This is a genomic window from Frankia torreyi, assembly GCF_000948395.1.
GTDB classification, from domain to species: Bacteria; Actinomycetota; Actinomycetes; order Frankiales; family Frankiaceae; genus Frankia; species Frankia torreyi.
In genome coordinates this window covers 183141-206405 of sequence record NZ_JYFN01000006.1, presented here as the reverse complement: position 1 = coordinate 206405, position 23265 = coordinate 183141, and the positions used below count along the sequence as shown (strand labels likewise).

Here is a 23265-nt window from a genome sequence, read left to right as displayed (position 1 = left end):
ACAATAGGTGACAGCAGAGCCCTCCCGCCCGGCGCATCGAGGGCGCGCCTCGGGCCGCCCGAACGGGCGGGTACGGTCGCGGACGTGCGCGCGGATCAGTCGGCCCTGTCCGGCGGGCCGGCCGGCCTGCCGGCCCCGGAGCCGACCGCCGCCGCCGGTGCGGCGGCCACATCCCGGACCGGTCCGGGTGCCCCCCTACCGGCCGCTCGCCGGTTGTGGGGTGGCTGGCTGCTCACTCGCGCGCTGCTCGTCGCCGGCGTCCTGACCGGCCAGACGTTCGGTGCTCAGCAGACCGTCCTCGGTGATCTTCGGATCTACGCCGGCTGGGCGCACGATCTCGGCCACGGCGGCGGGCTGCCCGTCGGCGATGACCGCTGGCAGTACCCGCCGGGGGCGGCGGTCGCGCTGGTCCTACCGGAGCTCGCTCACACCCTTTCGGCGGTGCCCTATCGGGTGGCGTTCGTCGTGCTGACGCTCCTCGCCGACCTCGCCGTGACCGTCGCGCTGGCGCGGCGCGACCGTGGCGCGGCGCTGTTCTGGGTGGTCGGGATCACCGCGCTCGGCCCCGTGGCGCTGGCCCGGTTCGACCTGCTGCCGGCCGCGGCGGCCCTCGCCGCGGTGCTCGCCGTGTCGCGGGCCCGGTTCGGCCGCGCCGGCTTCCACCTCGGCGTGGGGACGCTGCTCAAGGTGTGGCCGCTGCTGCTGCTGGTCGCGATGCCGGCGCCGGCAGGCTCCCCCGGCCGGTGGCCGGCCTGGCTGCGGGCGGGGGCGGCTCGCCTGGTCGGCGGGGTGGCGGGCGCGGTGGGGCTGCTGGCCGTCGTCGCAGCGCTGACCGGCTGGTGGCGCGACGTCCTCGGCTTCCTCGGCGCGCAGCAGGCCCGCGGGCTGCAGGTCGAGGCGGTGGCCGCGACGCCGTTCGTCGTCGCCCACATGCTCGGCGGCCCGGCGCCCGAATACTCCTACGGCTCCCTGCAGTTCGACGGTCCGGTGGCACGCGCCGTCGCCACCGCGTGCAGCCTGGTCGAGGCCGTCGCCATCATCGCGGCGGCGGTGTGGTGGTGGACGCGGGGTCGGTCGCCGGCGGAGACCGGGACCGCCCGGACGGTGGCCGCGACGCTCGCCGGGCGGGCCCTCGCGCTCGTCGTCGTGGTCGTCGTGACCGCCCGGGTGCTCAGCCCGCAGTACCTCGTGTGGATCCTCGCGCTGGTTGCCGCGGGACTCGCCGTCGGCTCCCCGGCGGTGAGCGTCCGTGGGCGACTGCCGGTGGCGCTGCTGGCCTGCGTCGCGTTGACCCAGCTCATCTACCCGTGGCGGTACAACGACGTCATCCAGGGCCGGATCGTGCTGAGCCTGCTGCTGGTCGGGCGCAACCTCGGTCTGCTCATGGTGTGCTGGTGGGCGGTGCGGGCCGCCGCCGGGCCGCCACCAGTGCGGCTGCGGCCACGACGGCGAGCGCGGCGACCGTGACCAGGGCGGCGACCCCGGCGGGACCGAGTAGCCGCCAGGTGGCCGCGAGCGGCGAGAGGGTCGCGAGGCACAGCCAGGTGGAGGTCACGACCAGCGCGGCGACCGTGCGTCCCGCGGCCGTGCCCGGCACCCGCCCCGCCCGTCGCCCGCCCGGGGCGCCGCCGGCCGCCAGGATGGCCAGCGGCGTCAGGCACAGCGCCAGGTACCAGGGGTAGACCACCGGATTGCCGAGCGCCACGGCCAGGCCGCCGAAGCCGACGACGACCAGGTCCGGCCGGCTGCCGGCGAACGCCCGGAACGCCCGGTCGCCGCCCGCCGGCGGTGCCTCGGGGGAGCGGCGCCAGGCGCGCAGGGCGAGTGCGAGGACGACGCCCGCCGCGGCCGCCAGGCACAGCGCCCGGGTCACCCGCTGCGTCGCGCCGTCCGCGGTATGCACGCCGACCAGCGCGAGCGCACCGTCCGCCGCCGCCGCGAGGACCGCGGCGGGAGCGATTCCGGTGGTCAGGGTGCCCGAGGTCGACAGCGCGTGGATCCAGGTCGGGCCGAAGCCGGCGGCGGCGATGCTCAGGCCCGAGGCGACGGCGACGGCGACGGCGTCGGCGGCGAGACGCATGGCCCCCGCCCGCACCGGTCGCGGCGCCCGCCGCGCGGCCAGCAGGTGGGCCAGCACCAGCCAGCCGACGCAGAGCAGGGCGGTCGCCTTGACATTGCCCGCGAGGCACGCCAGTCCCGTCGCGGCGGCGCCCGGCAGGATCCCGCGCACCGCCTGGCGGGGGGCGCGGTCCAGCACGAGGGCGGCGACGACGAGCGCGGCGGCGATCGCGTCGAGGTGCGCGCCGCCCACGAGGTGGATGACGACCACGGGATTCGCCGCGACCAGGACCGCGACCGCGCGGCGCCGGGACGGCTCTGACCCGGCGAGGCGCAGCGACAGGCCGATCAGGGCGATCGTGGCGAGCACGGCGATCACCCGGAGGACCGCGATGGTCCCCGCCGGGCCGCCGCCGATCGCCGCCGCGGCCTTCTCGACCGCGACCGCGGCACCGCCGTAGGGGGAGTGGGTGTGCCACCACCGTGGGTCGACGGCCTGGACGAACGCCCGGCCCGAACCGTCCGGCGCGCCGGACGTCAGCAGGGTGGCCACCCCGTGGGTCGCCGGGTCCAGGCCGAGCCTGGCCAGCTCGCCCTGGGCGGCATAGGCGTACACGTCCCGACTGAACAGCGGCGGCCCGACGGCGAACGGCAGGCTCCAGGCGGCGGCCGCCGCGAGCCCGGCGCGGGTGGACACCCGCCCGGCGGCCATCGCGCATACCAGGAGGACCCAGCACAGGCATAGCGTGATGACGCTGAGCGCGGACAGTCCGGCCAGAACGCCCCTTGCCGTCTCCGTCGGCGGGGTCGATGGGAGAATTCCCCACCAGGATGAGGGGTCGGCGACGTTCGGATCGCGTGGGCCGAGCCGCCCCTCGGCCAGCATGGCCACGACTGCGGCGCCGGCTCCGCCGAGGATCAACCAGATGACGCTGGTCGGGCGCCTGACGGCGGATGGTCCGCGGCCGCCGCGCGCCGCCGCGGCGGTGGTAGCCGCGGCCGGCCGTTCGCCGACCGGCGGGCCGTCGGGAGATGATCGGTGGGATGCGGCGGACGGACCGTCGTCGGTGCCTTGGGAGGTCGCGGGTGACAGCGCTCGCGGCGCCCGGTTCCCCGATCGACGCCACGCGCGGTAGCCGGCCGACGACCGTGGCCGTGGCGGTGCCGGCGGGCGAGACCGAGTCTCGCGTGGCTCCACTGCCCCAGACCCCCTTCATCGCCCTCGAGCCGCCGCGGCACCACGGGCCGGTCGTGCGGGGCCTGCTCGTCCTCGTCGCGGCCGTGCGCCGGTGGCCCTGGACGCTGACCGCGGCCCTGTGCCTGCTGTGCGTCGGGCTCGGCGTGACCGGCCCCGACACCCCCGCCCAGGAATACCGGGTGTGGCTGTTCCGCCACGGCGGGGCGGTCCTCTGGGACGATCAATGGTACGGCGGCCACACCATACCCGGGTACAGTGTGCTGTTCCCGCCGCTGGGGGCGTTGCTCGGGGTGCAGCTCCTGGGCGCGATCTCCTGCGTCGCCTCCACCGTGATCGTGACCCGGCTGCTGCGTGGGCCGGGCCGGCGGTCGGGGCAGGACCTCGTCCTCGTGTGGTTCGCCGTGGCGACGGTGTCGAACCTTGTCGTCGGGCGGATGCCGTTCGCCCTCGGCATGGCGTTCGGCGCGCTGGCGCTGCTCGGGGCCCGCGAGCGCCGGACGAAGCTGACCTGGGCCGGCGCCGTGCTGTCGTCGCTGGCCTCGCCCCTGGCTGCCGGGTTCGTGCTGCTCGTCGGCGCCGCGTTGCTGCTGACCATCGGCTGGCGGCGCGTGCTGCCGTTCGCCGGCGCCGGGGCCGGCATCGTCGTCGCGCTCGCCTTCCCCGAGGACGGCTACCAACCGTTCCCGGCGCTGACCTTCCTGTCGCTGCTGGCGCTCATCGCGGTGGGACTGCTGGTAGTCCCGAAGGGTGCCCGGGCAATCCGCCACGGCCTGCTGCTGTGGGCGGCCGCGGCGGCGGTGTTCTTCTTCATCCCGTCCCAGGTCGGGGGGAACATCACCCGGCCGGCGACGCTGCTGGCCGGCCCCGCGGCGGCGCTGCTGCTCGCCGACCGCCGCCGGGTGCTCGCGATCGTGGCGATCCCCCTGATCGGCTGGCAGATCGGTCCGATCCACGGCGCGCTGCTCACCCAGGGCGATCCGTCCTCGTCCGCCGGGTACTACACCGAGCTGCTCGACTACCTCGACCGCGGCGCGCCGGTGCCGGCCGGCCGGGTCGAGGTTCCCTTCACCCGGGCCCACTGGGAGGCGCGTTTCGTGGCGCCCAGCGTGCCGATGGCCCGGGGCTGGCTGCGCCAGCTCGACAGCAAGTACAACGCGTTGTTCTACGACGGCAGCCTCAACGCCGAGACCTACCACGAGTGGCTGATCGCCCGGGGCATCCGCTACGTCGCCCTGCCCGACGTGGAGCTCGACCCGTCCGCCGTTGCGGAGGCGAAACTGCTGCGGGCGGGCCTGCCCTACCTCGAGCTCGCCTGGCACAACCCACACTGGAAGGTCTGGCTCGTCACCGACTCCGCCGGACTGGTGCAGGGGCCGGCGAGCCTCACCGAGCTCGGGGTGAGCTCGGTGGGGGTGGACTTCCGCACGCCCGGGGTCGCTACCGTGCTCGTCCACTACACGCCCTACTGGCGGCTGTCGGAGGGCCGGGCGTGCGTGTTCCGCGCCGCCGGCGGCTGGACGGGCATCCTCACCGAGGCGTCCGGGCCGGTGCGCCTGTCCGCCCGGCTCTCGGTCGACGGCCTGACCCGGGCCAGCGCCCTGGACTGCCCGGTGGATCAGCGCATCTCCTGACGACGGACCCGCCTGGGGCAGCCCGGAACATCCCGGGGCAGCCTTGGACCAGCCTCGGGATCAGTCGAGATCAGTCGAGATCAGTCGAGATCAGCCGGGATCAGTCGAGATCAGTCGGGATCGTCGAGGCGGACGATGCGCAGCCCCACATGGGCGAGGATCGCTGGCAGGCTGCGGATGACTTCGCGGTCGCGTTCCCGGTCGGTGTCGGACAACGCCAACCAGTCGACCAACGCGGGGTGGCGGCGGTCGGGACCGTCCTGTTGGGTCGGTCCCAGGGTGTAGCCCTTGGCCTCCCGCTCCCGGCGCCACCGTTCGTGTTCCTGCTGGGCGAACTCCTCGATCTCGTCCGGAGTGAACGCGAAGTCGGTGTCGGCCACCCCGGCCGGCATCAGCATCAGCGTCTGCGCCGACTGCAGGATCTCTCCGAACTGGGCGGCCTGCGCCCGGTTGGAGTCCTGCAGGTTGGCCGGGAGCTCCTCCCACGTCACCATCGCCGGCCTGGATCTCATCGGGGTGCCCCGGTGGCGTTCCGACGCCAGGTAGCGCTCGTGGCTCGCCCGAGCGAAGCGCTCGATCAGGTCGGTGTCGCCGAGGTCGAGCGGGAGCGCCTCGTCGTTGACGGCGAAGAAGCGCACCCGGCCGAGCAGGTCCTCCAGCAACGGGCCCGGCCGCGGCGTCGACGGGCGAGGGTACTGCGGTCGGCCGAAGACGTCCTGCAGGCTGCGCTGCCGGCCGGTGCACACGATGACCGTGGTCCGCGCGAACCCGAACCGGCCGTTGAGCACCTGCGCCGTGTCCAGTCCGTACAGCAGCGCCCGTTCCTCGTCGCTCTGACAGACGTAGACGAACTCGGGAGGAGGCGCGTCCGTCACGGCCGGCGGCAGCTCGCCGTGCGGGGTGTCGTGACCGGTGAGCTCGACCTGGGCGAGCGCGGGTTCCCGGATGCGTAACGCGGCGAGTATCTCATCAGCCGCCGGATCGGCCACGGCGATGGGCAGCAGTGGACCGGCCGCCCCGACCAGGGCCGACCAGCGGCGGGCCAGCTCCAGCACCAGGGCGCGGCCGAGGCCGGAAAGCCCGAGAACGACCAGGGGCGCCGGTTCGACGGGCGGTTCCTCAGCGTGATCCGGGGCGGCCCAGCTCGGCGGGTAGCGGTTGAGCAGGGCGCGCGCGCCGAGCACCTCGACGGCGAAGAAGTCCAGCCGGAAGCCGCTGTGGTCGTTGAACCCGATCCGGCGGGCCCGTAGGTGCGGGATGAGGGAGAGGTCGCCCACCTGGGCCACGCAGCGCAGCGGCTGGTCCGCCCGGTCGGCGGCCAGCAGCCGGGTGGCCAGGGCAATGGCCAGGTTCGACGAGGTGTCCGGCAGGCAGCCGTAGACCACGTCCGCGCGGGCGACTCCGGCCTTCGCCAGCACCAGCGGCTCCATCGGGTCGCCGACGACCCGCAGCAGGCCGGGCGGGAGTTCGGCGTCCGGATACTCCCGCTCCGCGTCCTCGGCGACCAGCACCACCCGTTTGGACCGGGAGAGCTTGTCGACGAGCGCCGACGCCGTGGGGCCGGTGCCGCACACGATGACGTGGTGGCGGGCATGGCGGGCCCGGAACCGTTCGAAGCGTTGGGCGAAGATCGTGCTCACCCCGTCGGCGACTCCGACGGCCGTGGCCAGCGGGGCGAGGAACCGCGCGATCTCCAGCGCCACCGGGTACCGCCCGCCGTCCTGGAAGACCGTCCCGTCGGCCAGGAAGAGCGTCGCGGTGAAGAACACGATGTTGGGCCAGTTGAACATCGCCGGCTCGTGGCGGAACTGCCGGTACATCCCGAGCAGACCGAGGCTGAAGGCGATCACCCCGAGGACGGCGAACGTCCCCAGCAGATGGCGGCGCAACCAGCGGGCCAACCGCCCGGCGACGAGCAGCGGCCGGTTCGCCCAGCGTTCCAGCCGATGGCCGGGGCCGGGGCGCCCGCCCCGGCCGCCGGGTGTGCCGCGACTGATCACCGGGGCCGTCTCGGTCGGATTGCCGAGGGCGGGTTCGGGATCGTCGGCGCCGGGTGCGCCGTGCCGGACGCCCGATCAGTCTCACCGCGAGGAGGGCTCGGATACCAGGTCGGCGACGACGATGGTGGTGTCATCGCGGGCGCCGGCCAGCAGGGCCGCCTCGACGAGGGCGTCCGCGGCCCGTTCGGGCGGCTCAGAGCCCAGCTCGCCGAGCAGCCCGTCGAGCTGCTCGGGCGTCATCACCTTGGTGATGCCGTCGCTGGCGAGGACGACCCGGTCGCCGGCCCGGACCGGCTCGCTGAAGATGTCGGCCTCGATCTCGTCGGCGAGGCCGACGGCGTTCAGCAAGGGGCCGTTGCGGATCGCGTGCGGGGTGGTCAGCGCCCGCGGACGTCCCCGGCCCGGCTGCAGCCACACCGAGCTGTCGCCGACGTGGGCGACGGTGAGGTACTCGCCGGTGTTGTGCTGCCGGCCGAGGATGACGACGTCCAGCGTGCAGGCCATGCCCAGCCAGGTCGGTTCCTCCCGGGCCCGGGTGCGGACCACCCGGTTCGCCCGCTCCACGGCCCTGCGCAGGCCCTCCAGCGGATCCTCCGCGTACTGCGGCCGGAAGCCGGCCACGGTGGTGACGGTCAGCGTGGAGGCGATCTGGCCGGCGGCCTCCCCGCCGACGCCGTCCGAGACCGCCAGCAGGCCGTCCACGACGACGAAGGCGTCTTCGTTGGGACCGCCGCGCTTGCCCCGGCGGGTCCGGCCGGCGGCGGCCAGCCGCAGCGGGGCGGCCGTGGTCTGCTCGGGCTCGGTCGCCATCAGGTCGGCAGCCTGCTCCCGCGGCGCGGCGGCGGCGTTGGGATAGGTGGTCGCGGTCGGTGTGCTCTCCCACCGCGGGTCGCCCGCGGTGGCCCGCCCCCCGGCCGGCTCCGCTCCCACCGCGGCCGACTGCGCGGCGAAGGTCGTCGTGGGCGGCGCGATCGGGTAGTCGCCGGTCTGCGGGTCGTAGTAGCGGGTGGCGTCCTCCCGCTCGTCCTCGAAGGACTCGGCCTGGTGCGGCGGGGCAGCGGGCGGAGGAGTCCAACCGGTCGCGTCGGGATCGCGACTGTTCTCTTCTCCGACTGGAACCTGCGTGGTCACATCCCCTCCCCACGACGCGCCCGCCTCCGGGCCGTCGCTCGCGTCGTCGGCCGTCTGTTCGGCGGGGGGGCTCGGCGCCGGCTCGGTGAAGCCCGGCACGATCCCGTCCGGCGCGGCGGCGTCGGAGCCGTCTCGCAGCGGCACCGTACCGGATCGATGCCGTTGATGGTCCAAGCCGCGGCTGCGGCGCTGGCTTCCCTGCCGAACCGGCCGGTTGTTCAGGGCGAAGTAGATCACCAGGGCTACCAGCAGCACCACGATGAGCATGATCGGCACCAGCGAGCTACCCATGGCCTCCGTCCTCGCCGAACCATTCACGATCACGCTGTCGGGACGTGTCGCCAGCCGTCTTCCTTCTTACCCAAGGGCACCGACGCACCGCGAACCCCGGGTGTGTCGCGACACCGACACAAGTGCTGGTCATTGTTCCAGACTCCACCGACCCCGAGTAGGGCGAACGGGACAGCCGCGGTGATCGTCCTCCCGGCCGGGTGGCCTCGCGGTCGTCGCCCGGCGGCCCGGCGACCGGTGCTGTCACCGGACGACGACGAGCAGGGCGAGCACGGCGGCGGCCAAGGTGAGAGCGAACACGGGGAGCCCGAAGGAGCGCCGCCGACGCCGGGCCGCGCCGCCTGCGGCGATCTCGGCGATGACCCGGGACTCGACGAAGCCGGGTAGTTCGTGGGCGGCCCGCAGGCGTGGATCGTCCGGAAGGTAGAGCGCCACCAGCCGGCGTACGACGCGTTCCAGGTCGGCGGCATGCGGCCCGCCGCCGGCCTCTCCGCTGTAGGCCGCTGCTCCGCTGTAGGCCGCTGCGCCGTAGTCGTCGGCGGCGTAGTCGTCGGCGCTGCCGGGGCCGAAGTCATAGTCGCCGTCGTAGTCGTAGTCGCCGTCGTAGTCGTCGCCGGCGTGCAGGGCGTGGCGGAAGTACCGCTCCGCCGCCACGCCCAGCTCCGCTTCCGAGGGTGGCTCGGGCGACGCCCTGCTGCCGTGCTGGGGCGTGCCCCGGTTCCAGATCGCCTCGTAGAGGTCCCAGGCATCGTCCCAGCTCGGCACGTACCGGACGAGCAGGCCGAAGATCCGGGCCGCGTCGGGCCGGCCCGACGCGCACGCGTCGAGGAACGCGACCGCCGGATCCCGCGGGGCCGCCGCGGTCGGCGGGATGCGCGCGGTGAGCTCGGCACCCAGGGCGTGCACCTCCGCTGCGGACGAGGCAGGCCGCCGCGACCGTTGCACCGCGCTCGCCGCCCGGTCCGCGCCGGCCTCGCGCCGGGCCTCGCCGCCTCCGCCGGGTGTCTCGCCGTCCTCGCCGGGTGTCTCGCCGGCCCCGCCGCGGGCGTACAGCTCCAGAAGGCGAGCAACGGTGTCGATCACCTGGCCCCCGCCCGGCCGGGCCGTCGCCAGCCGCTCGAAGAAGGGGCGGGCGCCGGCGGCGAGGAGCCCGGATCCGTCGTCGTCGGCTCCTGGCAGCCCGAACCCGCCCGGCCCGGCCGTTACGGCGGCGGCGATGGCATACCGGATGTCCTCGGCTCCGTACCAGCCCGGGGCGTACAGGACGAGTAGCCGGAAGGCGTCGGCTCCCCACGCTCGGGTCTCCCGCAGCAGCCGCACCACCGCCGCAGCCGACGATTCGGCCGCCGCGGCCGACGACTCGGCCGTCGCAGGGAACGCCGTCGCAGGAAGGGCAGCCGCGGGGAGTGCCGCGCCGGCGGTCAGCCAGGCCAGCTCGTCGGCCAGAGCGTCGGCGAACGCGAACCCCTCCGGAAGCCCGAACCGGTCGAACACGGTCCGCAGGGCGGAGGTGAGCAGGTCCCGGACGCGCGCGGCGCGGTGGCCCTCGTCCGGCCGATCCGGGCCGGCCTCGGTTGCGACCGGCAGGGCGGCCAGATCCGCGACCAGCCCGGCCAGTAGCTGCACGATCTGCCGATGCATCTCCGCGACGGCGGTGTGGATCGCCGTGACGTAGGCCGCCCGGTCCACCTCGGTCAGGTGGGCGTCCGGTGCCAGCCGGGTGATTGCCTGGGTGACGTCGCTGGCGGCGCGGGCCAGGACGTCGGCGGGCCGACCAGGCGGGCGGTCAGGTTGCGGCCGGGACCGGGAGCCCGGCGGGCACAGCGGGCCGAACAGGTCGCGCAGCGCGGCGAGTTCACGCAGCTCGGTGGGCGATTCCAGCGGATCGGCCAGCGGATCGGGACCCGCCTGCGCCAGCGAGACCCCCAGCGGGACGCCGAGCGCGGCCAGCAGCCGGTCGACGGGGTGCAGCCGGCCGTCCCAGTACGACCACTCCGTCCGGTAGGCGGCCGCGACGTGCCGGGTGACCGCGACCCGGGCGGCCCGCTCCAGCTCCTGCCGGGGCGCGGTGGCGGCAGCCGCGGGGGAGGCAGCCGCCGGCGGCAGGACCGTCACCGTCACCTCGAAGTCGGTCTCCGCTCCGACCGGGCGGTCGGCTCCGGCGCCGCCGCCCTCCCGGCTCGTGACGGAGACGTCGGGTCGCCCGCTGGGGTCGGGCCGGTCGGCGAGGCTGGGCTGGGCGGTGGGGTCGGGCTGGGCGGCGGTGGGCGGGGGGGCTGCCGGGCGGACGGCGCGCAGTGCGTCGAGGGTCTCGGTGGCGAGCCGCAGCGCGCTGCCGCTGGCCGTCGCGAGGCGGTAGGACGAGAAGACCGATTCCAGGCCGGCCGTGAGGGGCGGGATCGCCCGGCGCATCGACTGTTCGGCGCCGCGGGTGGGCGACGGACCGCGCAGCGCGGCGAGATCGTCGGCCAGCGCGGTCAGTGCCCCCTCGACCTGCCGTTGCTCCTCGACGACCGCGGCCTCGACGTCCACGGCGACCCGGGCACGATCGGCCGGATCCATCTCCCCCAGCCGGTCGAGGACGCCAGCCACGATCATGGCGCGGCCCTGCTCACGTGATGCCGGCCCGGTGCGTGCCTCCTGCCCCGTCGGCGATCTCGGCGGCCGGCCGGAGGCACCCGGAACGGTCAGCCGACCCGCGACGCGGTGTAGCTGCCCGCGCAGCCGTTCGGCGCTTGGCAGGTCGGCGGGCAGGCCGACCGGGTGGGCCAGGATCGCGATCAGGCGACCTGCCGGGTCGGCGTCGTCCCCGCCGGCGCCTCCCGGCGCCAGCAACAGCTCGTAGGCGTCGTGCAGGTGCTCGGCGACCGCGCGCGCCTGCCCGGCGGCCCCTCGCCCCGCGAACGCCGCCGCGGGTGATCGCGCATCCGCCGGTGGGGGTGCGGGCTGCCCCGGGGACGGCCGAGCCGGTGAGGCCTCCCAGCTCGAGGACGGTTCGCCAATCGAGCGGGGACTGATCGGGTGGGGGTCGATCGGGCGGGGACTGATCGGGTGGGGGTCGATCGGGTGGCAGTCGGCCGCGAGGGAGCCGGTCGGGTCGGGGCCCGGCCGCACACCTGACCCGGCCACCGCCGCGTCCCGCCCGCTGGTTGCCACCAGCCGGCGGCACCAGCGCTCGGGATCGTGCGGCCGGAACGCCTCGTCGCCGACCTGGGCGAGCAGGTCGGCGACGCCGCGGATCCCGCTCCGCCCGTAGACGCCGACGAGCAGGTGGGCCGCGTCGGCGACGGCCGGGGGGACCGGCGGCGTCACGCGGGGATCCACGTAGATCGCCGCCGGGTCGGTGCCGGGCCCGAGCTCTGGCGGGATCGGGACGAATCGGAACCGCGGATCGGATCGGCCCTGGCCGACGGCCGTCCCGGCCGACGCCGCCGGTCCGTGGTCCGCGGCCGACGTCGAGCCGCTCGACGCCCACGCCGGCTCATCCGCCGGCTCATGCCTCGCATCGGCGGCGCGGGCGGTGGGCGACGTGGGACGGGGCGCGGGCGGGGCGGCGTGGATGGAGAAGGTGAGCCGGTAGGGGAGCACCCCTTCGAGCATCTCGACGAGTGCCCACATCAGCGTGACGGCCTCGTCCGAGCCGGTGTGCGACACCACGACCGGTCGGTCCGTCCACGACCAGGTGAGGGCCGCCGAGACCAGGACGGTCAGCCGGTTACGCCGGGCGGCGGCTCGGGCGGCCTGGCGCAGCGTCCGCTCGCCGACCCGTCGCTGCGCGGTGAGATCATCGAGGTGCAGGGGGTTCAGCCGCGGTGTGGTCCGGGCGCCACCGGCCGTGGCCCCACCGGCCGTGGCCCCGCCGGCCGCGTACAGCGCCAGCGCGACCCGTTCGGTCAGGTAGTCGGCCCGGCCGATCAGGACGTGCGCCCGTAGCCGGCCGCTACCGGCGCCGCTTCGGCCGGCGACGTGGACGTGGTGGACGAGCGCGGCGTCCGGCACGTCGTCCGGATCGTCCCGGATGGGCCGGTCGGGTGCGCCGACGACGTAGGCGAGCGCGGGCGGCGGCTGGTCGACGGGGCTGTCGCCCGCCTCGACCTGGGCGGCGAGCAGGCCGTTCCACGAACGGGTCACCGCGGAGCTCAGCGAGCTCGCGATGGGAAAGTAGCCCTCGGCGCCGGCCCGCGTCCGCCTGGACCAGGCGTAGACGATCTGGTCCAGACGGGTCACCGCGGAGGTGGCGTCCCGCGCCGCGGGGGCGTGGTCCGAGGCCGCGGGGGCGGCGCGATTCACGGTCGCAGCCCCGGGAACAGGACCCCCAGCACGTCGGCGTCCCGCGCGGGGGTCAGCCGCAGCACGCCGGCGAGCATCGTCGCCGCGGTCCAGACGATCTCGATGGTCGGCCCGACCGGGTCCGCCGGGCCGGCGCCGTCCGTCTCCGGCGGTGGCGGTGGCGGCTCCGGGCGGGCAACCCGTGGCGCGAAGGCGATGATCGTCGCAGCGTCGGAGCTGGGATCCAACAGCGCCAACCGCCCCTCGCCGGCAAGCTCGGGGACCACCGCCGCATCGGTGGGGGCATCCGACCAGGATGTGGCCCCGATCTGCAACCCGCGCAGCAACTCGCCGGGGAGCCGGCCGACGACGGCGCGGATGCCGGGGAAGGCGAGGCAGCCGGGCATGGCGGACACCGCGCGGGTGACCTCGTCGAACACCTCGGGGCTGCGCAGCGCGTCGAGCAGCACCCGTAGCGCCGGCCCGGCCGAGTCCACCGCGGCGGCCGACGGTCTGCCCTCGACCGCCCCGACCCAGAGGATCGCCGGGATGGTGGGCGCACTGCCGGGCGCCGCAGACGCGGCCGCCGCGGTCGGCCGCGCGGATCCCTCGGGTGCGTCGTCGCCGAGGGATCCGTCGTCGACGAAGGCGGTGTCGTCGACGAAGGCATAGAAGGCCGGGTTGTAGGGGGCGTCGAGGTCGGGGAGCGTCTCGTCACCCGGCACGGCGCCGAACAATTCGTCCTGGGCACCTTCGTCCTGGGCACCGGTGCCGCGCCACGGGTCGGCGCCGGTGTCCGCCGGCGCCGGCGCTCCGTGTGTCCCGGGCGCGGTGATCTCGCCCGGCACCGGCCCCACCAGGACGAGCAGCACCGACTCGGCGGGGCGCCCGGTGGTCAGCGCAGCCAGTCCGGCCTGGTGAGCCGCTGCCGTGCGGGCCTCGTCGACGATCAGCAGACGCTCCGCAGCGCCCACGTCGAACCGCGGGCGTCGGGTGAGCAGGGTCCGCAGGGTGCCGGGGGCCCAGGGGCGTCGCGCCACCCGCCGCCGGCAGCCCGAGCGCAGGTCCAGGGTGGCAACCGGGCCGGTCGCGGTGCTCACCGAAGGCTCCGGGTGAAGGCCGTCCCGCGCAGCATCGAAGCATTCCACCGGCCCCGCGGACGTTCATTCCTCCGCGTCGGGTATGCCGGTGCGAGGCCGACCTTCGACGGGTATCGGGACTGCCGTTGATTTGCTGGCAGGCAATGCTCCCGCACAATGGAGGCCCGGGTTTCGGCGCATGGACGGGACGAGCTGCCCCCACTCGGCGTCCGCTGCTTCCCTGACAATGGACGTCCTCCCGGTTCGCCGTAGTCGACAATGATCGTGTAGTCGGTCGATTACCGCCTACTCGCGAAAGTTATTCCTTGGACCCCCGGTCGGTCCAGCGAAAGTCCGAAAAAATCATCCAGGCCCGAGTGGCTGGATCTCCGGACGCCGCCGCCGGGAGCGACCGTGCCGGCGGCGGGAATTACCTTCGGCTCCGCCGCGTGACGGAGCCGAAGGCAGGTGCCCCGTGCAGCGGCATGTGCAGCACGTTGTTCCCGTTTGCGGTGCGCCAAGGGTCGGTGGTCGATGATCGGCCCGGCTGTCGTTACGTACGTCTGCTCCGAACGCCGCGCCGGGGTTTCCGGCAAAGATGGGCGGACGTTGCAGTGCTGATGTCGGTTCGATGTTCCGCGGGATGTCCGGCGGTCACCGCCGGGGTGGCCGGACTGTCCGGTGAAAGGAGCTCGGGACCGCGCGCGATCATCTCGTCGCGCCGGGGGCGGGGGCGGCCTTCTTCACCGGGCGTAACGTTAATTCGGCTCGGCGGCGCGACCGGAACATATTTCGTCACCGAAGGCGAGCGGTGAACGATCGGAAGATCGCCGATCGAGGCGCACCCCGGTGACTTCCGCATTCTCTCCTCGGGGCGTCTTCGGACCTCGCGGCGGACGTCAACTGTCGGCGGACGTCAACTGTCGGCGGAGGTCCAGGGCCTGCTCCCGGCGTCAGCCGGTCGGCGCCGCGTCGGTTCTGGGCCGGACCAGAGTCACCCGGTCGAACGGCACCGGGTCGGGGGAACCCGAGTCGTACGCGGTGATCCGGATGCTGGTCAGCCCGCCGGGCTCGCCGGGATCCACCTCGAACCCGGCGAAGGCGTAGGGATGATCGGGGGCTCGGAAAGCCAACCAGGCCGCGTCCTCGAGCTCGCGGACGGCGGTCCGGTGCCGGCGCCCCGGTTCGGGGTCACGGACGCCGACCACGATCCGTCCGGCCGGCGGATCGAGCAGCGTGTCCGTGGACGGCGACGACGAGCCTCCGGTGCCCGCCATCAGGTGGACCGTGCCCGCCGACGTGTCCACGACGGCGCCGCCGGACCCGACCGCCCCCACCACCGGTCGGGGGGCGAGGGTCCGGCTGCCCGGGACGGTGCCCCGCACCGGGTGGCTGCGTTCGTAGTGGTGCTCGTGCCCGTAGAGCACGAGGTCCACTCCGTGCCGGTCGAACAGCGGCAGCCAGGCCTCCCGGATGCCCAGATCGGCGCCGTTGTGATCGGCCGACGTGGACAGGGCCGCATGGTGCATGACGACCACGATCCAGTCGATGTCCGGGTCGGCCCGGGCCTGCTCCAGCGTCCGAGCGAGCCAGGCGGTCTGCCGGCCGGCGCTGAACCCGCGCAGGTAGATCGGGCCACTGTTCTGGTAGCAGACGTCGTCGGCGCTGACCACCACGAAACGGACCGCCCCGACCGTGAAGGCGTACCAGAGGCCCGCGAGGTAGCCCTCGCCCCCGTTCGGCGGCAGTTCGAAGTAGGTCTGGTAGGCCGCGAGCCCCAGCGCCCCGTTCCCCCGCTCGATCTCGTGGTTGCCGACGCAGGGCATCCACGGCCGTGACCCCGCGGACGGGCTGATCATCGTGAACCAGTCGGACCAGGTGCGTACCGGGTCCTCACGCTGGTTGGCGTAGGACAGATCCCCGCCGGTGAGCGCGAACAGCGGTGCGCACCGCTCGACGCCGGCCACGGCGTACCCGGAGGCGGGCGAGCCGAACGGGTCGTACGGGCGGTCGGTGCCCTGATCGCCGAAGAAGGTGAAGCCGAAGGCGGCCCGCGAGCCCGGAGCCGTGCGGAACGAGCCGTCCGCAGCCTGCGGGCGGCCGTCGTGCTCGAGGGTGAACGCGTAGTCCGTGGCGGGTTCGAGCCCGGTCAGGGTCGCGTGATGGACGAAGACCTGCTCGCTGGTGCGGGCGTCCCGGTAGGAGCGGGTGGTCGCCGGGACCGGCTCGCCGACGGTGCCGGGTTGGGACCCGCAGCGCACCGCGGGCCGGGTTACGGGGCCGCGGGTCAGCCAGGAGACGACCATGACCGTCGCCGGCTCGGCGCCGAAGGTGAGATGGACGCCGTGGGCGTCGTCGGCACCGCCCGTCACTCCACCCGATCCCGCCTGCTGTCCGACCTGGTCCCGTCTGACCTGGTCCCGTCTGATCCGGTCCCGTCCGATCTGGTCCCGCCTGAGCTGGTCTCACCTGAGCTGGTCTCGTTGCCGACCAACGAGCATGGTGCCATGGCCCGCGGCCGCCCATCGACCGAACGTCGTGTGGGGTAGCCGACGTTGCGCCGCCACCGGGGCCGAACCCGTGATCCCCTACTGTCCGGGTGACGCCGCAGGCGCCCGCCGTCCCAGGGACGGGTGACACCGGGGGGTGACCCTGACCGCCGCCGACATCGCCCTGCTGGTGGGCGCCGGCGTGCTGGCCGGCATCACCAGCACCGTCGCGGGGCTGGCGTCGCTCGTCTCCTACCCCGCGCTGCTCGCGACCGGGCTGCCGCCGCTGGCGGCGAACGTCACCAACACGACGGCGCTGCTGTTCGTCGCGGTCGGCGCGGCCGCCGGGTCGCGACCCGAGCTCGCGGGTCAGACCGACCGGGTCGCCCGGTTCGCGGCGATGGCCCTCGCCGGCGGGGCGGTGGGCGCCGTCCTGCTTCTCACGCTGCCGGAGCGGACGTTCGAACGAGCGGTGCCGGTGCTGATCGCCGGGGCGGCCGTGCTGCTGTGGGCGCAGCCCCGGATCCTCGCCCGACGGGCCGAAGCGCCGGCCGAGGGCGGCCCGGCGGTGCTCGCCGCGGTCTTCGGAACCGGGATCTACCTGGGCTATTTCGGCGCCGGTGGCGGAGTGGCGCTGCTCGCCGTGCTCGCGGTGGCGATCCCCGAGCCGCTCGCCCGGGTCAATGCGATCAAGAACGTGTCGTCGGGCTTCGCGAATCTGGTCGCGGCGGCGGGGTTCGCCGTCTTCGGCCCGGTGCGCTGGGCCGCGGTGGCGCCCCTGGCCGTCGGTCTGCTGATCGGCGGCGCGGTCGGGCCGCTGATCGTGCGCCGGCTGCCGGGCGACATCCTGCGGGTGCTCATCGGGCTGGCCGCGCTCGGCCTCGCCGCGAGCCTCGCCTGGGATGCCTACACCTGAGCCTGCGCCGGAGCCGATTGCGCGGGCCGCGGAAACGACTGAGCCCCGGAACCTGGTGGGGTACCGGGGCTCAGCCGCAGTCCGGCGGCGCTGGTGACGCGCCGCTGGCGCTACTCGCTGGACTTGGCGAGGTCGATCGGCGGCGCGTCCGGCACCTGGTTCGGCTTGGTCTCGCCGCGGAAGACGAACTTCGCGTCCTCGTCCTCGCCCTCGACGTCACCGACGACGATCTCGCCCGGCTTGAGCGTGCCGTACAGGATCTTCTCGGACAGGACGTCCTCGATCTCCCGCTGGATCGTCCGGCGCAGCGGCCTGGCGCCGAGCACGGGGTCGTAGCCCTTCTTCGCCAGCAGCGCCTTGGCAGCCGACGTCAGCTCGAGGGCCATGTCCTTGTTCTTGAGCTGGATGTCCACCCGGGCCAGCATGAGATCGACGATCTGGATGATCTCGTTCTCGGAGAGCTGGTGGAAGACGATGATGTCGTCGATCCGGTTGAGGAACTCCGGCCGGAAGTGCTGCTTGAGCTCGTCCTGGACCTTCGCCTTCATCCGCTCGTAGTCAACGGCGCCCTGACCGGTGGCGAAGCCGATGCCGGGGCCCTTGGAGATGTCCCGGGTGCCCAGGTTCGACGTCATGATCAGGACGGTGTTCTTGAAGTCGACCAGTCGGCCCTGGGAGTCGGTCAGGCGACCGTCCTCCAGGATCTGCAGGAGCGTGTTGAAGACGTCGGGGTGCGCCTTCTCGACCTCGTCGAACAGGACGACCGAGAACGGCTTGCGCCGCACCCGCTCGGTGAGCTGGCCGCCCTCCTCGTAGCCGACGTAGCCGGGCGGGGAGCCCACCAGCCGCGAGACGGTGTGCTTCTCCATGTACTCGGACATGTCGAGCTGGATGAGCGCGTCCTCGTCACCGAAGAGGAACTCGGCGAGCGTCTTGGACAGCTCGGTCTTACCGACACCGGACGGGCCGGCGAAGATGAACGACCCGCCGGGACGCTTGGGGTCCTTCAGCCCGGCACGAGTGCGCCGGATCGCCTGCGAGACGGCCTTGATGGCCTGCTGCTGGCCGATGACCCGCTTGTGCAGCTCGTCCTCCATGCGGAGCAGACGGGCCGTCTCCTCCTCGGTGAGCTTGAAGACCGGGATGCCCGTCCAGATGGCGAGCACCTCGGCGATCTCCTCGTCGCCCACCTCGGCGACGACGTCCATGTCGCCGGCCTTCCACTCCTTCTCCCGCTTCGCCTTCTCGGACAGGAGGGTCTTCTCCTTGTCCCGCAGCGAGGCGGCCTTCTCGAAGTCCTGCGCGTCGATCGCGGACTCCTTGTCCCGGCGGACACCCGCGATGCGCTCGTCGAACTCGCGCAGGTCCGGCGGCGCGGTCATCCGGCGGATGCGCATCCGCGAGCCGGCCTCGTCGATCAGGTCGATCGCCTTGTCCGGCAGGAAGCGGTCCGAGATGTACCGGTCGGCCAGGGAGGCGGCGGCGACCAGGGCGGCGTCGGTGATCGAGACGCGGTGGTGCGCCTCGTACCGGTCGCGCAGGCCCTTGAGGATCTCGATGGTGTGCGCCACCGACGGCTCCGCGACCTGGATCGGCTGGAAGCGGCGCTCGAGCGCGGCGTCCTTCTCCAGGTGCTTGCGGTACTCGTCGAGGGTGGTGGCACCGATGGTCTGCAGCTCACCGCGGGCGAGCATCGGCTTGAGGATCGACGCGGCGTCGATCGCGCCCTCCGCGGCGCCCGCGCCGACCAGCGTGTGCAGCTCGTCGATGAACAGGATGATGTCGCCGCGGGTGCGGATCTCCTTGAGGACCTTCTTCAGCCGCTCCTCGAAGTCACCGCGGTAGCGGGAACCGGCGACCAGGGCGCCGAGGTCGAGGGTGTAGAGCTGCTTGTCCTTCAGGGTCTCGGGCACCTCGCCCTTGACGATCGCCTGCGCCAGGCCCTCGACGACGGCGGTCTTGCCGACTCCGGGCTCGCCGATCAGGACCGGGTTGTTCTTGGTCCGGCGCGACAGCACCTGCATGACGCGCTCGATCTCCTTCTCGCGCCCGATGACCGGGTCGAGCTTGGACTCGCGCGCCGCCGCGGTGAGGTTGCGGCCGAACTGGTCGAGCACCAGCGAGGTGGACGGGGTGCCCTCGGCCGGAGCGCCGGAGGTGGCCGTCTCGCCCTTGCCCTGGTAGCCGGACAGGAGCTGGATGACCTGCTGGCGCACGCGGTTGAGGTCCGCGCCCAGCTTGACGAGCACCTGGGCGGCGACGCCCTCGCCCTCGCGGATCAGGCCGAGCAGGATGTGTTCGGTCCCGATGTAGTTGTGGCCGAGCTGGAGGGCCTCCCGAAGCGACAGCTCCAGGACCTTCTTCGCACGCGGGGTGAACGGAATGTGCCCGCTCGGTGCCTGCTGGCCCTGGCCGATGATCTCCTCGACCTGAGACCGCACACCCTCAAGGGAGATGCCGAGGGACTCGAGGGCCTTGGCGGCGACGCCCTCGCCCTCGTGGATCAGGCCGAGCAGGATGTGCTCGGTCCCGATGTAGTTGTGGTTGAGCATCCTGGCCTCTTCTTGGGCCAGGACGACGACCCGACGTGCCCGGTCGGTGAATCTCTCGAACATGTGCGCTCCTTCGAGCTGCGACCGACCACACGACAGCCGGTATCCGCATGCTAGCTCCGCCGAGGCATGTCCTCACGCATCGAACAGAAACCTACCCGCCGGCTCCGTCCACTTCGTCGGGGACGGAGGACCAGCTCAACTGCCGGTCCGACCAGCGGAGACGCCTAGGGCAACCGTGGCCGACCAGCCATGATTCCGTCACGTCGTTCCGCCAAGAGCAGAACGACTCGAGCCGCGCGGCACCATCGCCGCCCGCCCGCTCGGGGCGGTGGGATCCGCCCGCCAGGCGGTCTCCCGCCCGAGCCGACTCTCCCTCGTCGCTACCGACGGTAGTCGATGGTGGGGTGCCTTCTGTTGTGATTGGCGCCACATGCACATCGCTTTGTCATTTTGATGTTACTGTTCGGCGTCAAGACTTTAAAGATCTTGCAATTGTCGGACTCAACGCCTTCCTATAGCTACTTTACGTGCGCCAACCGCGGACCGCGTGCCGAACGCAGGTCAGACCGCAAGACCTCCATTACCCTGCGTATCTATCCAGGCACGCATGCGCCGCTCCCGTTCGGTGTCGTCGGTGAAGGGGCAGGTCGTGCAGTACTCGTCCCCGAGGCGGTGCGCGAGGCAGCACGATCCACAGCGCATCCCGGTGTAGGGCCGGCCGCGATGGACGAATTCGTGCCAACGCGGGCGGGCACGCATCGTCGGGGCCGCCCGTTCGAAGAAGGCGTCCGCCTCCTGCCGTCCCGCATCGGGGTCCCCGGTGGCCCGCTCGGTCAGCAGGAAGGCCCGGGCGCACTGAGCGGCCACGGCGCCCCAGAGGGCCGGGTAGCCGAGTCGGACCCGCGCCCGCAGCTCGCGGACGAACGGACTCAGATGGGTGAGCACCTCGTCCACGAGGACCTCCCGCAGCGCGGCGAGATCGCCGACCACCCGGTCCGACCCGACGTGGGGCCGCGTCGCCCGGTCGACGGGGCCCTCGGCTGGCGCGGAGTCGGCCAGCGCCGTCCCGACGGGCAGGTGCAGCGCCGTCCGGTCGAACCAGCCGCTGTCGAGCTCCCGCAGCGACATTCCCGCCGGTCCCAGGTCCGGGACTCGCCGCAGCAGCACGTAGGAGGCGATGGCGGGCGCGACGACGGCGGCGGAGTACCAGTTGGCCAGGTAGCTCGCGGCGACCTCGGGGCTGGCGCCGGGATGGGACCGGGCGATCCGGGCCAGCGACCGCGTCACTCCCGCCGGGCCGGAGAGGAAGGCGCAGTCCGCCCAGCCGGGGCCGGTCGGCACGCCGTGACACAGGCTGCGAGGTTCCAGCGCGCTGGCGAGGCTAGGCGGGACCATTCCCTGGGCGGCGGTCGCGCTCGACTCCCGTGGGGATCGGGGAGGCGAGGATCCGCCTTCGGCGGCCGGCTCCCGCGGCGTTGCGGGAGCCGGCAGTGGCACGAGCATTTACTTAGGTAAGGCTAACTTCAGGCTTGCTGTCAAATGCGTGTGGCCCCACCGGCATGCATGCCGGGCATGAGGTGTTCCGCGGCCCCTATCCGTTGTGGGCTCTGCGGCACCTCACCGCCACCCTGCGTGCAAGTGGTAGAACCGACATCCGCCGTCCTCCGGCGCTCGCGCCGGAGTTGGCCGCGAGCTCGCACCCGACTGCATAACGTGGCCGATTGTCCTCGGGTCGTCGGCGTCGCGCATCCGCAGGTCACCTTGGAGTGCCGCACCGCAGGTGGCGGGGTGCGAGCCGTTGGCGCGAACGGGTGGGCGAGATCGGTCGGCGGCGCGGCGGCGTGGTCGGCCCGGCGGCGCGGCACGACTGGGGCGCTGTGATCTGCCGTGGCCACCCATACCGGAAAGTCGCCGATCACCTACCGCGACAGTGTCAGCTTGACACGTTGTGTCCGTTATGGAACGTTTTGTAGCTCTCGGCGATCCGTGTGCGTACCTGGGCGGGGATCGTGCATCCCTTGCCGGTACGGTGCGTGTGCACGGGTCGGAGATCTTCTGTTCACGGCCCGGCTGTTACGGCGCTACGCAAGTCTGTTCCATTCGACGACGAATAGGCCAGGGTTGATGGGGCTGAAAGATCTTCCCGTCGCGGTCGGAGACCGGCATGTGGCCGCGTTCCAACGGGCGGGTTGGGAGGTGGCTCGCCGCAGCGGTAGCCACGTCGTGCTCCGCCGGGCCGGGGTGCAGGCGAATCTCTCGGTGCCCTGCAATGGACAGGAGGTCAAGCGGCCGCTGCTGGCCAAGCTCATCGAACGAGCCGGACTCACCCCGGAGGAGTACTGCGACTACTTCCGGCGGCGCTGACGATCCGCTGTCGTAGGGGCCGCGGAGCTCAGGCCGCCACCCGGACCGGGACGGACAGCTCCGTCGGTAGTCTGTCGGCGTCGGGCTGCTCGTGCCGGCCCACGCTGAGGTGCTGGCCGCTCTGGACCTCCAGGACGAGGATCATCGCGTCGAGGATGTTGTCCACCGTCTCGTCGAGACTGTCGCCCTGGGACACGCACCCTGGGAGCTCGAGGACCTCCGCGATGTAGCCGCCGTCGATTTCCGCCGGTTCGATACGTATCGTATAGACCTGGTCTGCACTACGTATCGTCATGATTGTCTGCTTCCAAGCCGCCGACATCTGCGTTAGGTGAGAGCCTAGCGTTCAGGGGAGCCAGCCGCCTCGGGTACCGGCTGAAGACCACCCCTCCTTCAGGACCTGATCGTGCCATCGCCGGCCGCGATCGCCCCCGGGCACCGCCGGACGGAGGGTCAGCGGCGGTCATCGGCGAGGTAGCGGTCGACCGCCGTGGCGATGGCCTGCTGGCCGCGGGCCGTCGGGTGCGCGCTGAGGTCGCGGGCCGGCGGCAGCAGGCCGATCGGGGCCACCCAGGAGTCCTTGGTACAGATCTCGTGGCCGCGCAGCGCCCGGTCGGTCGCGACGTACTCCACGTCCGCGTCGGCCGCCGCCCGTCGGATCACCCGGTTCAACTGGCTGTTCAGGTTGGTGAGCTGGCGCCGTTCGGTGTTGCTCAGCCATTTACAGGTGTTCTTGCGCTGGCTGCTCGGGAAGATGTCGGGATATCCGACGACGAGGATCCTGGAGTGTGGCGCCGCCGCCTTCACCGCAGCATAGTTCGCGCTCAGGACGTCCGGGAGTTCCTTGGTGATGAGATTTCGCTCGCGCTTGTCCTCGCCATCCCAGAAACATTTCCAGGCGAAGCAGCTCAGGATTACGTTGCTGAAACCGGCGTCGTTGCCGCCGATGGTGATGGTGACGACATCCGGGGCGGTGCGCAGCCGCCGCAACTGGGTGAGCTGTGGCACTTCGCCCTTGAACGATTCGTTGAGGGCGTCCGTGGTCGCCCCGGCGCACGCGGCGAACAGCGCGACGGTGGCCGGCGGCTCCATGGTGGCGAGTTTTCGCGGCCACGCCTGGTTGCTACGCCGACAGCGGGGCGTGAGCACGTCGAAGGGCGGACTGCCCTCGCCGGAGGAGTAGGAGTCGCCCAGCACCGCCAGGGTGCGGGGGCGCGCCGCCGCGAACGCCGGTGCATTCCATCCGGACGACGCCGTCACGGCGGTATACAGAAATACCGTCGA

14 protein-coding genes are annotated in these 23265 nt (G+C 73.1%); 4 read left to right on the top strand and 10 right to left on the bottom strand.

Going from position 1 to position 23265, the window contains the following annotated elements:
- Positions 1–84: 84 nt before the first annotated feature.
- On the top strand, positions 85–1467 hold the full coding sequence (locus tag FF36_RS32415) for a glycosyltransferase 87 family protein (RefSeq protein ID WP_236705763.1): 1383 nt from the start codon (positions 85–87) through the stop codon (positions 1465–1467).
- Here FF36_RS32415 and mptB read toward each other — a convergent pair.
- Positions 1382–2944 (bottom strand): polyprenol phosphomannose-dependent alpha 1,6 mannosyltransferase MptB, encoded by a 1563-nt coding sequence (gene mptB, locus FF36_RS06175; RefSeq protein ID WP_044884032.1) that lies wholly within the window; start codon positions 2942–2944, stop codon positions 1382–1384. The two genes, FF36_RS32415 and mptB, sit on opposite strands and share 86 nt — an antisense overlap.
- A gap of 200 nt (positions 2945–3144) precedes the next feature.
- Between mptB and FF36_RS06170 the strand changes: the two genes are divergently transcribed.
- The gene (locus FF36_RS06170) at positions 3145–4887 is read left to right on the top strand and encodes a hypothetical protein (protein WP_422615074.1); all 1743 of its coding nucleotides are present in this window, start codon (positions 3145–3147) and stop codon (positions 4885–4887) included.
- A 110-nt stretch (positions 4888–4997) separates the two neighbouring features.
- Here the strand turns inward: FF36_RS06170 and FF36_RS06165 are convergent, their stop codons facing one another.
- From FF36_RS06165 to FF36_RS06145, 5 genes are all read right to left on the bottom strand, one after another.
- Positions 4998–6887: an NAD-binding protein gene (locus FF36_RS06165; protein WP_044883987.1), complete on the bottom strand. Its 1890-nt coding sequence runs from the start codon at positions 6885–6887 to the stop codon at positions 4998–5000.
- An 81-nt stretch (positions 6888–6968) separates the two neighbouring features.
- Complete coding sequence (locus FF36_RS06160; RefSeq protein WP_044883986.1) at positions 6969–8309, bottom strand: PP2C family protein-serine/threonine phosphatase; 1341 nt, start codon at positions 8307–8309, stop codon at positions 6969–6971.
- A gap of 243 nt (positions 8310–8552) precedes the next feature.
- The gene (locus FF36_RS06155; RefSeq protein WP_044883985.1) at positions 8553–12599 is read right to left on the bottom strand and encodes a hypothetical protein; all 4047 of its coding nucleotides are present in this window, start codon (positions 12597–12599) and stop codon (positions 8553–8555) included.
- Positions 12596–13678: a hypothetical protein gene (locus tag FF36_RS06150; RefSeq protein WP_044883984.1), complete on the bottom strand. Its 1083-nt coding sequence runs from the start codon at positions 13676–13678 to the stop codon at positions 12596–12598. Before FF36_RS06150 ends, FF36_RS06155 begins: the two co-directional genes overlap by 4 nt.
- 932 nt (positions 13679–14610) lie before the next feature.
- A complete protein-coding gene (locus FF36_RS06145; protein ID WP_044883983.1) occupies positions 14611–16029 on the bottom strand; it encodes a purple acid phosphatase family protein in 1419 nt (472 codons plus the stop codon).
- A 274-nt stretch (positions 16030–16303) separates the two neighbouring features.
- Between FF36_RS06145 and FF36_RS06140 the strand changes: the two genes are divergently transcribed.
- On the top strand, positions 16304–17062 hold the full coding sequence (locus FF36_RS06140) for a sulfite exporter TauE/SafE family protein (RefSeq protein WP_236705762.1): 759 nt from the start codon (positions 16304–16306) through the stop codon (positions 17060–17062).
- A gap of 110 nt (positions 17063–17172) precedes the next feature.
- Here the strand turns inward: FF36_RS06140 and FF36_RS06135 are convergent, their stop codons facing one another.
- Both FF36_RS06135 and FF36_RS06130 read right to left on the bottom strand, forming a co-directional pair.
- Entirely contained in the window at positions 17173–19677 is a 2505-nt protein-coding gene (locus FF36_RS06135; RefSeq protein WP_044883982.1) for an ATP-dependent Clp protease ATP-binding subunit, read from the bottom strand.
- Positions 19678–20178: 501 nt separating this feature from the next.
- Entirely contained in the window at positions 20179–20958 is a 780-nt protein-coding gene (locus tag FF36_RS06130) for a (2Fe-2S)-binding protein (protein ID WP_242422336.1), read from the bottom strand.
- Positions 20959–21783: 825 nt separating this feature from the next.
- On the opposite strand from FF36_RS06130, the gene FF36_RS06125 reads away from it, so the two are divergent.
- Positions 21784–21981, top strand: a complete 198-nt coding sequence (locus FF36_RS06125) for a type II toxin-antitoxin system HicA family toxin (RefSeq protein WP_206778444.1) — start codon at positions 21784–21786, stop codon at positions 21979–21981.
- 28 nt (positions 21982–22009) lie between these two features.
- Here the strand turns inward: FF36_RS06125 and FF36_RS06120 are convergent, their stop codons facing one another.
- Together FF36_RS06120 and FF36_RS06115 are read right to left on the bottom strand one after the other, a co-directional pair.
- A complete protein-coding gene (locus tag FF36_RS06120) occupies positions 22010–22276 on the bottom strand; it encodes a type II toxin-antitoxin system HicB family antitoxin (protein WP_035923406.1) in 267 nt (88 codons plus the stop codon).
- 158 nt (positions 22277–22434) lie between these two features.
- On the bottom strand, positions 22435–23241 hold the full coding sequence (locus FF36_RS06115) for an SGNH/GDSL hydrolase family protein (RefSeq protein ID WP_082121707.1): 807 nt from the start codon (positions 23239–23241) through the stop codon (positions 22435–22437).
- Between the last annotated feature and the right edge of the window lie 24 nt (positions 23242–23265).